Origin of the sequence: Variovorax paradoxus (genome assembly GCF_902712855.1) — a bacterium.
Classification (GTDB): Bacteria; Pseudomonadota; Gammaproteobacteria; order Burkholderiales; family Burkholderiaceae_C; genus Variovorax; species Variovorax paradoxus_Q.
Genome location: NZ_LR743507.1, coordinates 4,599,462 through 4,613,835 on the forward strand (window position 1 = coordinate 4,599,462; position 14,374 = coordinate 4,613,835).

General features: G+C 69.5%; 10 protein-coding genes. 4 read left to right on the plus strand and 6 right to left on the minus strand.

Features of this window, described 5'->3' with window-relative positions; translation table 11 throughout:
* Positions 1–51: 51 nt before the first annotated feature.
* Genes AACL56_RS21480 through AACL56_RS21505 form a run of 6 tightly spaced genes read right to left on the minus strand, consistent with a single transcriptional unit; the run spans position 52 to position 8,309 of the window.
* A complete protein-coding gene (locus tag AACL56_RS21480) occupies positions 52–1,383 on the minus strand; it encodes a PepSY-associated TM helix domain-containing protein (protein WP_339091827.1) in 1,332 nt (443 codons plus the stop codon).
* A complete protein-coding gene (locus AACL56_RS21485; protein ID WP_339091828.1) occupies positions 1,374–2,831 on the minus strand; it encodes an efflux transporter outer membrane subunit in 1,458 nt (485 codons plus the stop codon). The genes AACL56_RS21480 and AACL56_RS21485 overlap by 10 nt, the downstream gene beginning before the upstream one ends.
* Before the next feature lie 2 nt (positions 2,832–2,833).
* Positions 2,834–4,855 carry an ABC transporter permease gene (locus tag AACL56_RS21490; RefSeq protein ID WP_339091829.1) on the minus strand — a complete coding sequence of 674 codons (2,022 nt, stop codon included), beginning with the start codon at positions 4,853–4,855 and terminating at the stop codon, positions 2,834–2,836.
* Positions 4,852–6,021, minus strand: a complete 1,170-nt coding sequence (locus AACL56_RS21495; protein WP_339091830.1) for an efflux RND transporter periplasmic adaptor subunit — start codon at positions 6,019–6,021, stop codon at positions 4,852–4,854. Before AACL56_RS21495 ends, AACL56_RS21490 begins: the two co-directional genes overlap by 4 nt.
* 15 nt (positions 6,022–6,036) lie before the next feature.
* Positions 6,037–6,633, minus strand: coding sequence for a Fur family transcriptional regulator (locus tag AACL56_RS21500; RefSeq protein WP_339091832.1), 597 nt, complete (start codon positions 6,631–6,633; stop codon positions 6,037–6,039).
* Entirely contained in the window at positions 6,630–8,309 is a 1,680-nt protein-coding gene (locus AACL56_RS21505; protein WP_339091833.1) for a cyclic peptide export ABC transporter, read from the minus strand. Before AACL56_RS21505 ends, AACL56_RS21500 begins: the two co-directional genes overlap by 4 nt.
* 246 nt (positions 8,310–8,555) lie before the next feature.
* Between AACL56_RS21505 and fhuF the strand changes: the two genes are divergently transcribed.
* From fhuF to AACL56_RS21525, 4 genes are all read left to right on the plus strand, one after another.
* A complete protein-coding gene (gene fhuF / locus AACL56_RS21510) occupies positions 8,556–9,341 on the plus strand; it encodes a siderophore-iron reductase FhuF (protein ID WP_339091834.1) in 786 nt (261 codons plus the stop codon).
* An 89-nt stretch (positions 9,342–9,430) separates the two neighbouring features.
* Positions 9,431–10,264, plus strand: a complete 834-nt coding sequence (locus AACL56_RS21515; RefSeq protein WP_339091835.1) for a N(5)-hydroxyornithine transformylase PvdF — start codon at positions 9,431–9,433, stop codon at positions 10,262–10,264.
* Between the two features lie 100 nt (positions 10,265–10,364).
* On the plus strand, positions 10,365–11,669 hold the full coding sequence (locus tag AACL56_RS21520) for a lysine N(6)-hydroxylase/L-ornithine N(5)-oxygenase family protein (RefSeq protein ID WP_339091836.1): 1,305 nt from the start codon (positions 10,365–10,367) through the stop codon (positions 11,667–11,669).
* Positions 11,670–11,904: 235 nt separating this feature from the next.
* Positions 11,905–14,340 carry a TonB-dependent siderophore receptor gene (locus AACL56_RS21525; protein ID WP_339091837.1) on the plus strand — a complete coding sequence of 812 codons (2,436 nt, stop codon included), beginning with the start codon at positions 11,905–11,907 and terminating at the stop codon, positions 14,338–14,340.
* Positions 14,341–14,374 lie beyond the last annotated feature (34 nt).

Sequence of the window (14,374 nt, forward strand, 5' to 3'; positions counted from 1 at the left end):
CAAGCGGGCGCGCGGCCTCTGATGAAAGTGACGATCCACTGCTGCGAATGTTCAGCCGCGTGCACCGGCATGCACCACCGGCGCCGTCGAAGGCAGCCCTACCGAAGCAGCGCCTGCGCCATCCTGCTGCAGCCGGCTCCGGGCCTGGGCGCGGCGCTTGCGCAGCCAGATCACCACGCCGGTCACGCTGAGCATGGCCACCACGAGGCCCATGACCGAGATCAGGATACGCCCCGGCAAGCCCAGGATGCGCCCCGAATGGACCGGGAACTGCGCCTGCACGAAGATGTCGGCGGCCGTGCCCTTCCAGGGTTCGCTGCTGCCGACGAAGCGGCCGTCGAGCGCGTCCAGGTACAGCACGCGGTGCCCCACGCCGCCGGCACCGTGTTCGTCCTCCGGCGCATAGAACTGCGCACCGTAGATGCCGAACAGCTGCGCATAGAAGAGCTGGCCTACGGGTTCGTCCCAGCCCCGGCGCCGTGCCTCCTGCGTGGCGCTGGCGAGCACGTCGGCATAACCGAGCACCGGCACCACGGGCTTTTCCTCCGCGGTCGGCGCGCGCTGCTCGAAGGGCGTCGGCGTGGCGTTCGACACCAGCGACATCGCCGGAAAGAACACCTCGCGGTACAGGTTCAGCGAGAACGCCGTGAACGCGATGACGAACAGCAGCGCCCATGTCCACAGCCCGCCGGCGCGGTGCAGATCGAAGTTGAGCCTGTACGGACCGCCGCCCCACCGGATCTTCCACGAGGGCTTCCAGCGCTGCCACCAGCCCTTGCCTGCCGCGGGCGCGCTCGCCGCCGTCTTCTCCGTCTTCTCCGTCTGGCGCGCACGGCGCACCGGCAGCGTCAGCCAGAAGCCGGTGAAGCAGTCGATGGTCCAGACCAGCGCGACGGCGCCCAGCAGCCAGACACCCCAGCGATCGATACCCCACATCTTCGGCAGGTGCAGGCTGTAGTGCAGCACGTAGAGGAAGGAGACGAAGTTCTCCTTGCCCAGCGGCCAGACCGCGCCCCACTCGCGCCGGCCGAGTTCCTCGCCCGAGGCCGGATCGACGAAGACCTGGTTGAAGCCGGGTTTGAAGAGCTTGCCGGTCGCGCGGTCGACGCGCGGCTCGACGCCGAACGACAGCGAGTGCCCCGGTTCGGCGGCCATGGGCAGTGCGATCACCATCACCTGCGGATGGCGCGCCTCGATCTGCTGCGCGAGCGCCAGCGGCGGCAGCGCCGGGCCGGTGGCGCGTGCATCCGTCAGGTGCGGATTGAGCCACTCGTCGATTTCGTGGTCCCACGAGATCACCGCGCCGGTCAAGCCGGAGATGAAGAGGAAGCCCGCGATCAGCAGGCCGGCCCATTTGTGAAGGGTCACGAGGATCAGGCGCATCGGCTCGTTCCGTCATCGGCGGCGCGCGTCGTGCGGCGGTCGTTCGTCCAGCCGCCGCCCATCGCGCGGTAGAGCGAGACACGTGCCTGCAGCCGCGCCATGCGCAGTTGCACCGACAGATCCTGCGCCACGTACAGGGTGCGCTGGGCGTCGAGCAGCGTCAGCAGCGTCTCGGCGCCTGCGCGGTAGCGGGATTCCGACAGCACCGCCGCGCGGCGCGCCTCGGCCAGTTCGGCCGCCTGCGCCTCGGCCTGTGCGTCGGTGGACGACACGGCATTGAGCGCTGTCTCGGCATCGGCGAACGCAGCGACGATCGCGCCCCGGTACGCGGCGAGCAACTCCCCGCGCCGGGCCTGCGCCAGACGCCCGCCACCGGCCAGGCGTCCGCCGTCGAAGACCGGCGCCGCCAGTCCTGCGGCGAGGCTGTAGACCGGGTTGTCGAAGAGCCTGCCGAAGCGCGCCTGCCCGCTGCCCACCGACGCGCCCAGCGACACGGTCGGCAGCAGCGCGGCGCGTGCGGCCAGCACATCGGCATCGGCGGCGGCCAGTTGCGCCTCGGCGCGGGCGATGTCCGGACGACGCACCAGCAGGGTCGACGGCGTGCCGGCGCCGATGACGGGAATGCGCAGTGCATCGAGCGCGGGCGCGGCCGGTCCGGACGCCCCGATCTCGGGCGACGTTGCGCCAAGCAGCACCGCGAGCGCAGCCTCGGCGTCGCGCGCCTGCTGCTGCAGCGCCGCCACGCTGCGCTGCTGTGCGGCCACCAGCCCGCGCTGTTGCGCCAGGTCCAGCGGCGACACGGCGCCGGCACGGCTGCGGGATTCGACCAGTGCCAGCACGCGGCGTGCGTTGTCGAGATTGCGTTGTGCGATGCCGGTGCGCTCGCGCAGCGCCTGGCCTAGCAGCCATGTGGAAGCGACGCTGGCCGTCACGGTGAGCCGCACGGTGTCGCGCGCGAACGCACTCGCGCGCAACCCCTGCAGCGCCTCGTCGCGCAACGCGGCGTTGCGGCCCCACAGGTCGAGCTCGTAGCGCGCGGCAAAGGCGGCGCCGTAGGTGCTGCCGTCGACCGCCGCCAAGCCGCCCAGCCGTCCCTCGCGCGCAGCGTCGAGCGTGGCGGTGACCTGCGGCCGCAGCGCCGCGCCGGCGATGCCGGCCAGTGCATCGGCTTGCGCCACGCGCGCGGCAGCGGCGGCGAGGTCGTTGCTTTGCGCCTGCGCGCGTGCAACCAGAGCGTCGAGTTCCGCGCTGCCGAAGCTGCGCCACCAGTCCGCGTCGACCGGGCCGCTGTCCGCAAGAAGCTCTGACGGCGCGGACCGTGCGGCCTGCCAGGCGGCGGGCAGCGCGATCGTGCGGTCGGCGCGGTCGGCCTGCAAGGCGCAGCCGGCCAGCAACGCCGCGCACGACAGCACCGGACCCAGGCGGAATGCAAGCGGCGCGTGCGGCATCGTCACTCCCCCGCCAGCGCTACGACCGGATCGAGCCGGGCGGCGTTGCGCGCCGGCATGAAGCCGAAGATCAGGCCGGTCAGCACCGCGCAGCCGAAGGCGCCGACGCTCGCCAGCAACGAGAAGAGCACGGGCACGCCGGCCAGCATCAGCCCGACCACGATGCACACCCCCGCGGCCACGCCGGCCGTGCCGCCCACCGACGTCACGAGCACGGCCTCGGTCATGAACTGGCGAAGAATGTCGCGCTGCCGGGCGCCGGTCGCCATGCGGATGCCGATCTCGCGCGTGCGCTCGCGCACCGTCATCAGCATCACGTTCATCACGCCGATACCGCCCACGACGAGCGACACCACGGCGATCAGGCCGAGCATCAGCGTCATGGCGCGCGCGGTCTCGGTCTGCACGCGCAAGGCCTCCACGCGGTTCCAGATGCGCACCTCGCGGCCGGGCTGCTGGCGCGCCAGCTGGGCCTCGATGGCCTCGGCGGTCTCCTGGGCGCGCTCGATGTCGTGCACCTTCACCGCGATCCACGTCGGGTTCGGATGGCCGTAGATGCGGGTGGTGGCCGCGGACAGCGGCACCACCACGCGGTCGTCCTGGTCTTCACCGTCGTTGGCGCCCTTGGCGGCCAGCACGCCGACGACCTGGAACGGCACCTTGTCGACCAGGATGTCCTGCCCGACCGGATGCTGGCCGTCCGCGAACAGCAGCTTGCGCACGGTCTGGCCGATCACCGCGACCTTGGCGACGCGACGCTCGTCGCCCGCATCGAACATCACCCCCTCGGCCACGCCCCAGCCGAGCACCGGCGAGAAATCGACTGTGGCGCCGCCGCCCTCGGTCAGGTGGTCGACGTTGCCGCGGCGCACCACCACCTTGTCCTCGATGTAGGGCGCGACGCCTTCCACGTTGGGCAGCAGGCGGATGGCGTCCGCGTCGTCCAGCGTCAGCGGCGCGCCGGGGTTGCGCGAACTCGCGACCTGGGCCGAGACGAACATGGTGCGCGTTCCGAAGGTCTCGAACTGCGCCATCACCTTCTGCTGCGAACCGCCGCCGACCGCGAGCATCACGATGACCGACGCCACGCCGATCACGATGCCCAGCAGGGTGAGCCCTGTGCGGAACCGGTTGCTCCACATCACGCGCCAGGCGGTGCGCGTGGCCTCCCGCATGTCCGCGGCCACGGAGGCACCGCCGCCGCGGGCGTCCTGCAGGTCGATCGACCGGGGCGGCACGGTGTCTGCCGGCGCGCTGGCGGCGCCGGAGTCCTCGACGATCCGCCCGTCGCGGATCTCGATGATGCGCCGCGCCTGCGCGGCCACCGAGCGATCGTGCGTGATGAGGATGATGGTGTGGCCCGCGTCCGCCAGCTCGTGCAGCAGCGCCATCACCTCGGCGCCGCTCCTGCTGTCGAGGGCGCCGGTGGGCTCGTCGGCCAGGATGATGCGCCCGCCGTTCATCAGCGCGCGAGCGATCGCCACGCGCTGTTGCTGTCCGCCGGAGAGCTGGTGCGGCCGGTGGTGCAGCCGGGCGCCCATGCCGAGCCGCTCCAGCAGCGCCACCGCGCGCGCGTGGCGCTCGGCCTCGGGCATGTCGGCGTAGAGCGCGGGGATTTCGGTGTTCTCGAGCACCGATTCGCTGGGCACCAGGTGGTAGCCCTGGAACACGAAACCGAAGGCCTCGCGGCGCAGCCAGGCCAGCGCGTCGGCGTCGAGCGTGGACACGTCGCGTCCATCGAACAGGTAATGCCCGGCGCTTGCCCGGTCGAGGCAGCCGAGGATGTGCATCAGCGTCGACTTGCCCGATCCCGACGCGCCGACGATGGCAACGAACTCCCCCGCGTACAGCCGCAGCGAAATGCCGTGCAGCACCGTCACTGCGGGGCTGCCCTCGACGCCATCCGCATCGCCCGCCTTGCCTTCGCGCGTGCCGCCGTAGGACTTGCGGATGTCCTGCAGTTCGATCAGCGGACGGCGCGCCTCGCCGCGCCCGTTCGCGCTCTCGCTCGTGACCGGCGTCATTTCGTGGACGCCTTGCCCAGCACGATGCGTTCGCCGGCCTGTGCGCCCTCGAGCACCTGCCCGGCCAGCCGGTTGCGCACGCCGATGCGCAACTCGCGCGGCTCCACCTTGCCGTCGGGGCGCAGCACCCGCGCGGTGAAGCGGTCATGGCTGCCGGCCACGGGCGTCAGCGCGGCCAGCGGCACGGACAGCGCGTCCCGCTGCGCATGCTCGACGAACGACACCTTGGCGGTCATCTGCGGCATCAGCTCGCCGTCGGCGTTGTCCACGTCGAACAGCGCCGTATAGACGACGACCTTGCTGGCCGCCGCCGACTGGCGCGCACTGCTGTCGCTGCCGCCCTGCTTGTTTTCCGGCACCGGCGGCGCGGGCAGCAGCTGGCGCACCTTGCTCTGCCACTGGCGCCGGTTCTCGCCGAGGGTGGTGAAGTACACGGGCATGCCCGCCTTGATGCGCCGCACATCGGCCTCCGACACCTCGGACCACACCGTCATCGCCGAAAGGTCGGCGATGCGCAGCACGTTCGGCGTCTGGTAGGTGGCATTGAGCGTCTGGCCTTCGCGCGCCTCCACCGACACGATGGTGCCGGCCATCGGCGCATAGATGCGGGTGTAGCCCAGGCGCGCCTCGTCGGCCTTCAGCGTGGCCTGGGTCTGCGCGATCTGTGCCTCGAGGTTGCGCACGCGCGCAGCGGCCGAGGCGAGCGTCGCCTCGGCGGCCTGCACGTCCTCGTCGCGCGTGGCGCCGTCCGCCGCCATCTGCCGCTGGCGCGCCTGCTGCTGCAAGGCCAGGCGGTGCTGAGCCTGCTGATCGTCGCGCTGGGCCCGCAGGCCGGCCAGCGACGCACGGCCCGCGTCCACCGTGGCCTGCTGCACGCTCGGATCGATCTCGACCAGCAGCTGCCCCTTGGCGACGACGTCGCCGGGCTGCACGCGCAGTGCCATGATCTGGCCGGAGACCTGCGCGCCCACGTCGACGTAGTGTCGCGGCTGCAGCACGCCCAGCGCGGTGACGCTCGACTCGATCGTGGCGTGCGCCAGCGGCACCGAGTCGAAACCTTCGGTACCGCCGCGCCCCCACAACAGGCCCGCACCCGCGGCGGCCGCGAGGGAGCCCAGCACCAGGGCCACCACATGGCGGCGCCCGGCGCCTTTTCTTGCACCCATCAAGCAGACACCCCGTTAGGCCGAGAGGCGATGCGTGCGCGGCCGCGCATGGAAACCGGCCATCGGCAGCATGGCACCGCCACTGCCGCCACCGCCGCCCGCCTCGCCGAGCCCGCGCGCGCTGCGCGCAGCATCGCCCGGATTGCGGCATGTCGTGCACGGTCCATGGATCTGCACGTCGAATGCGCCCACGGACGGCAGTCCGCGGCTCAACGCCACGCGCGCGAGCACTTCATGGAGATCGCGGTCGTGCACCTCGGCAACCACGCCGCAGTCGCCGCAGCGCATGCGCACCGCGTCCGAACCCGCGTCCGGCGCCTGGTAGCGGAACACCGCCAGCGCACCGCCGCGGCTGCGCACCCATTCCCGCACGATGAGACCGCAGCGCTCGAACTCCTTGAGGATGCGGTACACGGTGGTCAGGCTCACCGATGTGCCCCGCAGCAGCATGCGGCGGAACACCTCTTCGCCGCGCTGCCATTCCGTGCCGGCATCTGCCAGCGTCTGGAGCACGCAAAGGCGGACCACCGACGGACGCAACCCCGCCGCCCGCAGTTGCGACATGAAGGCGGGCCGCGGACCGGCCTCCCGTGCTTGCGACTCGTCGTTCATGCGGCAAGGCTCTCCAGCTGGACATGCGCCCGGTCTTCCGCGATGCGGCCCGCGCGCATGGTGATCACGCGGTCGGCCAGGTGGAAGTAGCGGTCGTCGTGCGAGATCACCACCAGCAGATGCCCCTTGGCACGCAGCTCGGGCAGCAGCTCGGTGTAGAACAGGTGGCGGAAGGTCGGGTCCTGGTCGGCGGCCCATTCGTCGAACACCAGCACGGGCCGGCCCTCGAGGTAGGCATGCACCAGCGCCAGGCGCTTGCGCTGGCCGGTCGACAGGTCGGTGGTGGTGAAGGAGCCGTCCTTCACGGAGACCTTGTGGGCGATCTCCAGGCGCTCGAGGTACGGCAGCGCCGCTTCGGGCAGGCCGGTGGTCGCGCCGCCCGGAGCGTCGGCGACGAGATCCTCGAACAGGTAGAAGTCGGAGAACACCGTGGTGAACAGCTGCCGGTAGTCGTCGCGGCCCTCCGGCGCCACGGCCTTGCCGTCGACCAGGATCTCGCCGCCCTGCGGCGCGTACAGGCCCAACAGCAGCTTGATCATCGTGGTCTTGCCGGAACCGTTGTCGCCCACCACGAACACCAGTTCGCCCTTGTGCAGCCGCAGGTCGATCGGTCCGAGCACGAAGGCGTCGCTGCCCTCGGCCGCCTCGAAGGCGTAGCGCACGCCGCGCATCTCGATGGCACCGCCCAGCCGCACGTCGCTGGGCGCGCGGTCCAGGTGCAGGTGCGGCTCGGGGCTGGCGAAGCGGGTCGACAGGTCGGCGATGCGCTGGAACGCCACCTTGGCGCGGCCCACGCCCGGCAGCGCGCCGGCGATCTGGTCCATCGGGCCCTTGAGGAACAGCAGCACCAGCACGAAGCCGCTCAGCACCACGGGGTCGGTGTCGCGGAACGCCGCCCATCCGAGGATGAGCGCGATCAGCAGGAAGAACAATGCCGAGCCGAAGGCGGTGGCGACCACGTAGGTGTTGATCGCGCGGCTGTTGACGGTGCGGATGTTGTCGACGATGCGTTCGATCTGCGAGCCGAACACCAGCGCACGGCGTGCCCGGTGCATGCGCAGTTCCTTGGCGCCCTCGCTGATGCCGCGGTAGGCCTTGTGCAGCTGCTCCTCGTAGTCGCGCGCCTTCCAGAAGCCCGCCACGCCGCGCGACTGCGCCATCACCTGGATCGAGGCGCCTGCGACCAGCGCCACCAGCAGGATGCCGAACAGCGGTGGCGACAGCACCGCCAGGTAGGCGAGGCATCCCAGGGCGATGGCCAGCGCAATCAGCGTCTCGGAAAGCGCGAAGGCCACGTCGCTGATCATGTCCACGTCCTGCGACAGCACCGGCATGAGCCGGTGCGTGCGGTAGCGCTCCAGCGCGTCGATCGGCGCCGACAGGATCTTCTGGGCCAGGCTCTTGCGCACCTGCGACACCAGCCGTTGGCCCACGAGGTTGGTCGAGACGTCCGAGACGACCCGGCCGAGCAGCGCGACCGCGCACAACGAGACAAAGGTCAGCAGCAGCCCGCCGGCCAGTCCGCCGGGCGTGTTCAGCACCTTGTTGATGGTGGCCAGCAGCGACACCGTGGCCATGCCGGCGCCGATGCCGGTGACGGCCGACAACACCATCCACGGAAGAAAGGGCTTCAGCAGGCGCCGGATCTCGGCGGCATTGCCATTCGAAGATGTCATGCGAAGGTCTTTCCGCCCCGTGGGCGACTGCGGACCGGCAGCATGGACCTCCCTGCAACCGGACGGATAACGAGTGGAAGACGACCGCGCTGCGCGCGCCATGGTCGCCGGCAGCCTGGGCCGCTCCCCATTCAACGGTCGGGCCCGCGAAATGTTCATGGGCGGCCCGTGAACACCGGCGCCCTCCATCCGTCCTAGCTCCATGCACGCCGAATTCCGTCCGCCTTCAGGCCGCCAGGCACGACCATGATCGCGCTGCTGGAACCCCTGTTCCAGGGCGAACACGCGCGACACGGCGAGGCCCTGCAGTGCGCGCCGCAGCCGCCTTCCGACGCGATCGGCGTGGCCGAACTGCTGCAGCACCCGGCACGCCTGCTCGACCTGCTGCATCGGCAGGCCCGGCACCTCGGGGCCGGCACCTCGGACCTTCGGCCCGTGGCGTCCGCGTGGAGCCTGGAGTACCTGGGCATGTGGCTGCCGCCGATGGTGGCCGGCGCCAGCGTGCTGCAGCATGCGTTTCCGGCCGCGCCGGACGAGGTCTGGGTGCGCTTCGACGAGCACGGCGACCCGCTCGGCTTCCACATCCGCGAGCTGGGCCGGCCGATGCACGGCACCAGCGTCGCGCAGCGCTACGGGCCGATGTTCTGGCAGCATCTCGAGCCGCTCTTCGAGACCCTTCGCAGGCTCACGAGGCTCGCGCCGAAGATCCTCTGGAGCAACGCGGCGCGGCACCTCGAAACCATCCTGGACGAGGCGCTCTCCCTGACGGGTGGCGCCGCGCCGGTCGCGCATGACCGCGACAGGCTGCTGCGCGACGCCACCTGGCCGCAGAAGCGGATTCATCCCCTGTATGCCCCGCTGCGGCGCGTGGCGCACCCCAAGGCCGGCGGACGCGAAACGGTCGAGCTGCACCGCCATTGCTGCCTGAACCATCTGCTGCCGGAGGAAACGCACTGCGGCAGGTGCCCGCTCGCGCCGGCCCACCGCAAAGACCGCAAGGAACGCACGGAGGCCCTGGCGCAGGACGCCTGAGCTTCGCCGCATGAACAGATTCGCAGCCGCCTCGTCCTTTTCTCGGGGCGGCACATCGCCGTCGTTTCGGCAGCCTTTCACCACACGCCATGTCCAAGACCAAGATCGTCTACATCCTGTCCCTGCGCAACGCGGCCGCCGACCAGGCCGGCCAGACCATCGACTACAAGGGAGAGCGGCGCTACATGAAGTCGCCGCTCGAGTACCTGGCCGAGGCGCTGGACCGCACGCCGCTCGGTGACGCCTACTCGCTCGAAGGCGTGATCTACGACGACGACAGCACGTCGCCGCGCGACCGCGCATCGCTGCAGGACTACGGCTTCGCCTGCGAGCCCGGCAAGAAATGGATCTTCCCCGAGGGCCTCCGCACGCAGGGCAGGCGGCTGAACGACATGCTGCATCCCATCGCTTCGACCTACCGGCAACTGCCGCTGGACGCACCGGGGCGCGCAAAGGGCAAGAGCGACTTCGAACGGCGACTGCACGACAAGCTGGTGGAGCTCGAAGCCGACATCGTCGTGCTCGACGGCCTGCTGGTGATCCTCGACGAACTGGTGCGCCCCGGCGCCCCCTTCCACCGCCGCATCGCGAACATCCACCCCGGCATCACTCGCATCGAGTCGCCGTATGAACGCCGCGGCGCGCACGCCACGCTCGACGCGCTGTACGGCGCGCAGGGCAAGCGGGTCGTCGACTGGCAGACGATGGAGAAGATCGACATCGCACCCGTCACCATGACCGGCGCGTCGTTCCACTACGTGGACAACGGCATCGATTCCGGCGAGGTCATCTTCGACGTGCTCGCCACGAAGATCGAACCCGGCGAGTCGATCCTCGAACTGCGCTGGAACAACTTCAACAACAGCCTCTTCCCCGCGCTGCACCAGGGCCTGGCCCTGCTGGCAGAGACAGTCGAGGCATGAATGAACATACGCCCGCGCCGACCGTCATGTCGGACAGGGCCCCGGCCGATGGCCGCACTCGCGCATGCGAGTCTTCTTCAACAACAGGAGTCGATCTTCAATGCAACATGTCCATGACCTGATCGGGATCGGGTTCGGTCCGTCCAACATCGCCCTGGCCATCGCGCTCGAGGAAAAGCGCCACACCAGCCGTCCGCTCGACGCGCTGTTCATCGAGCGGCAGCTGAGCTTCGCCTGGCACCCGCACATGCTGCTGGACCAGGCGCACATGCAGATCTCGTTCCTGAAGGACCTGGCGACGCTGCGCAACCCGACCAGTCGCTTCACCTTCATCAACTACCTGTATGAAAAAGGCCGGCTGACCGACTTCGTCAACCTCAAGAGCTTCTTCCCGAGCCGCCACGAGTTCAACGACTACCTGTCGTGGGCCGCGGAGCAGTTCGACGACGCCTGCGCCTATGGCGAGGAAGTGTTCGAGGTGCTGCCCGAGGAACAGGGCGGCGAGGTGGCGCTGCTGCGCGTGCGCTCGCGCAACCACACGGGCAAGCTGGTGGAGCGGCTCGCGCGCAACCTGGTGGTGAGCATCGGCGGCATGGCGAACATTCCCGAGAGCTTCCGCGCACTGCGGAATGATCCGCGCGTCTTCCATTCGAGCAGCTATCTGCAGGACATCGCGCAGCTCGGCGACCCGCACCGGGTGGCCGTCATCGGCGCCGGCCAGAGCGCCGCCGAGATCTTCATGGACCTGCAGGGCCGCCCCGGCGCGCCGCAGGTCGACCTCGTCACCCGCGCCCGCTCGATCCGCCCGGCGGACGACAGTCCCTTCGTGAACGAGATCTTCAACGCCGACTTCACCGACTACACCTTCAGCCGTTCCGCCGAGGAGCGCGCTGCGCTGCTCGACGAGTTCTGGCACACCAACTACGCGGTCGCCGACCTCGAGCTGATCCAGCAGATCTACAAGGCGTTCTACCAGCAGCGCATGACCGGCGGCAACCGCCTTCGCTTCCTGCGCCAGCACGACATCCGCAACGTCGTCGCCGACAGCAATGGTGTGCACCTCACGCTGTGGGACCAGAACGCGCTGCGCGAGAACACCGTGCGCTACGACGCGGTCGTGCTTGCCACGGGCTATGCACGCGAGCATCACAAGACGCTTCTCTCGCCGCTGGCGTCCTACCTGGGCGACTACGCCGTCGACCGGCACTACCGGCTGCAGGCCACGCCCGACTTCCACCCCGCCATCTACCTGCAGGGCGCCTGCGAGGATTCGCACGGCCTGAGCGACACGCTGCTCTCGGTCACCTCGGTGCGGACCGGCGAGATCGGCAGCGCACTGCTGGCGACGCCGCCCGGCATCGCCAACCCCGCGCACCTGCGGCGCGACGCGGCGGTCCAGACCTGAGGGGCAAGCTCGAACCGCCCGTGCCCAAGCGACGGGCTGGCGGCCTTCGCGCACCCCTGAAGCCATTGTTTTCCTGGGCCGGCATATCGCTACAGGAAAAATTTGACGACGACATGTCTCTGTTTGATGAGTTCGAACGTCTTACTCATAGCAGCGCCATGGACCGGAACAAGGCCGGCTCACGCGCTCGACCGTCAATACGTCCTGCTTTCATTCATCCTGGAGTTTTCGTCTCATGCGTCCTCTGCCTCGCCAACATCTACTGAATGCCGCACTGGTCACCGCCTTCGGGACCGCACTCGGCCTGTCGAGTCCTGCCGCCGTGGCGCAGACGCAGGCACAGGCGGCCGTTCAGGTGTTCGAGGTCAAGGTGCCGGCGCAGCCTGTGGCAACCGCGTTGAACGAGCTGTCGCGCCAGACCGGCGTGCAGGTGTTCGCGGCAGGTGAAGTCGTTGCCGGCGTCGGCTCGCAGGCGGTGGCCGGCCGGCTCACGGTGGCACAGGCCCTGGAAGCCATGCTCGCCGGCACGTCGCTGCGCGCTACCCGCACCCAGAACGGCGGCTACGCCATCCGCCGCGCGTCCGACCTGCCAGCCTCGTCCTCGGCGCTGCCGACGGTCACCGTGGTGGCCGAAGGCGAAGCCGAATCGGCCTCGGGCCCGCTCAAGGGCTACATCGCTAAGCGCAACGCCACCGGCACCAAGACCGACACGCCGATCATCGAGACGCCCCAGTCGATCTCGGTCGTGACCTCCGACTTCATCGAAGCGACCGGCGCGCTGCGCCTGAAGGATGCGCTGGCCTACACGCCCGGCATCAACGTGTCGCCCTACGGCGCCGACTCGCGCTTCGACTGGACCATGATTCGCGGCTTCGACGCACAGGCGCCGGGCTATTACCTCGACGGACTGCAACTGCGCAACAACAACAGCTGGGCCGTCTGGCAGACCGAGACCTACGGCACGGAGCGCATCGAGGTCCTGCGCGGCCCGTCGTCGGTGCTTTACGGGCAGACCGGTCCGGGCGGCATGATCAACGTGGTCAGCAAGCGCCCGACCGAGGAGCCGGTGCGCGAACTGCAGGTGCAGTTCGGCGACAACTCGCGCCGCCAGATCGCCGGCGACTTCTCGGGCCCGCTCGACGAGCAGGGCAAGGTGCTGTACCGCATCACCGGCCTGATCCGCGACGCCAAGCTCGAAGGCAGCGGCCTGCCGAACGACCGCACCTACATCGCACCGTCGCTCACATGGCGCCCGAGCAGCGACACCTCGCTCACGCTGCTGTCGCACTACCTGCGCATCCGCGACGGCAGCTCCTATGGCGGCTTCCCGGAAGCCGGCACGCTGACCGCCAATCCGAACGGCCGCATCTCGCCGAAGACCTACACGGGCGAACCCGGCTTCGATCGCTTCAACCAGGACCAGTGGATGGTGGGCTACATGCTCGACCACCGCGTGAACGACACCTGGACGCTGCGCCAGAACGCGCGCTACGGCTCGATCAAGGTCGACTACGGGCAGGTCTACAACGAGAGCGCCTTCGCCGTCGTCAACCCCGACCTGCCCGACGACCCGGCCAACTTCCGCTCGCTGAGCCGCTATCCGTTCGTCAGCAAGGAAAACGCGCGGCTCTTCACCATCGACAACCAGGCGCAGGCCAAGTTCAAGCTCGGCGACTGGCAGCACACCGTCCTGTTCGGCCTGGACCACCAGCGCTCGCGCAACAACCAGCGCACGTCGAACAGCGGCACGATCTCGACCATCGACGCCTACTACCCGGTCTACACGAACGACGTGACCACCGCCGACCCGTGGTTCGACGGCAGGACCACTCTGGCGCAGACCGGCGTCTACGTGCAGGACCAGGTCAAGTGGGGCAACTGGGTGGCCACCGTGGGCGGCCGCTACGACAGCGCCACCACGGACTTCTACAGCAACATCGACGGATCGACCACGCGCTTCAAGGACCACAAGTTCACGAGCCGGGCCGGCCTGGTCTACCTCCATCCGAGCGGATGGGCGCCGTACCTCAGCTACTCCGAGTCCTTCTCGCCGACAACGACGCTCGACCCCGTCACCAACCAGCCGCTGAAGCCCGAGACCGGGCGCCAGTACGAGGCCGGCGTGCGCTACCAGCCCGCCGACAGCAAGAGCAAGTACAGCGCCGCGATCTTCGACCTGCGCCGCAAGAACTACATCACCTACGACGCCGAATTCATGCCGAAGCAGACCGGCGAGATCCTGGTGCGAGGCCTCGAGCTGGAAGCGAGCTTCCAGCCGGTGAAGAACATGAACGTCGTCGCGGCGTACACCTACACGCCCAAGGCCATCGTCACGGCCAGCAGCACGGAGAGCGAGATCGGCAAGCAGCTGAACCCCGTGTCGCGCAACCAGCTGTCGGTGTGGACGGACTACCGCTTCGACTCCGGCATCAAGGTCGGCGTGGGCGCGCGCTTCATGGGCGCGAACCACGGCTACCAGGAAGCCGCATCGGCCAAGGTGCCGTCGTACACGCTGATCGACGCCCTCGTGGGCTACGACTTCCAGCGCTGGAGCCTGGCGCTGAACCTGCGCAACCTGACCAACAAGACCTACATCAGCAGCTGCGGCTCGGGCATCTGCCGCTATGGCGACCTGCGCAAGGTCGTGGCGACGGCGACCTACCGCTTCTGACGGCGCTGCACCGGCCGGGAGGTGCTCGACACCC

Coding starts and splice junctions, on each gene's coding strand:
- fhuF (WP_339091834.1), top strand. CDS start 8,556: ATGATCGCGCTGCTGGAACCCCTGTTCCAGGGCGAACACGCGCGACAC.
- AACL56_RS21490 (WP_339091829.1), bottom strand. CDS start 4,855: ATGACGCCGGTCACGAGCGAGAGCGCGAACGGGCGCGGCGAGGCGCGC.
- AACL56_RS21480 (WP_339091827.1), bottom strand. CDS start 1,383: ATGCGCCTGATCCTCGTGACCCTTCACAAATGGGCCGGCCTGCTGATC.
- AACL56_RS21485 (WP_339091828.1), bottom strand. CDS start 2,831: ATGCCGCACGCGCCGCTTGCATTCCGCCTGGGTCCGGTGCTGTCGTGC.
- AACL56_RS21500 (WP_339091832.1), bottom strand. CDS start 6,633: ATGAACGACGAGTCGCAAGCACGGGAGGCCGGTCCGCGGCCCGCCTTC.
- AACL56_RS21515 (WP_339091835.1), top strand. CDS start 9,431: ATGTCCAAGACCAAGATCGTCTACATCCTGTCCCTGCGCAACGCGGCC.
- AACL56_RS21525 (WP_339091837.1), top strand. CDS start 11,905: ATGCGTCCTCTGCCTCGCCAACATCTACTGAATGCCGCACTGGTCACC.
- AACL56_RS21520 (WP_339091836.1), top strand. CDS start 10,365: ATGCAACATGTCCATGACCTGATCGGGATCGGGTTCGGTCCGTCCAAC.
- AACL56_RS21495 (WP_339091830.1), bottom strand. CDS start 6,021: ATGGGTGCAAGAAAAGGCGCCGGGCGCCGCCATGTGGTGGCCCTGGTG.
- AACL56_RS21505 (WP_339091833.1), bottom strand. CDS start 8,309: ATGACATCTTCGAATGGCAATGCCGCCGAGATCCGGCGCCTGCTGAAG.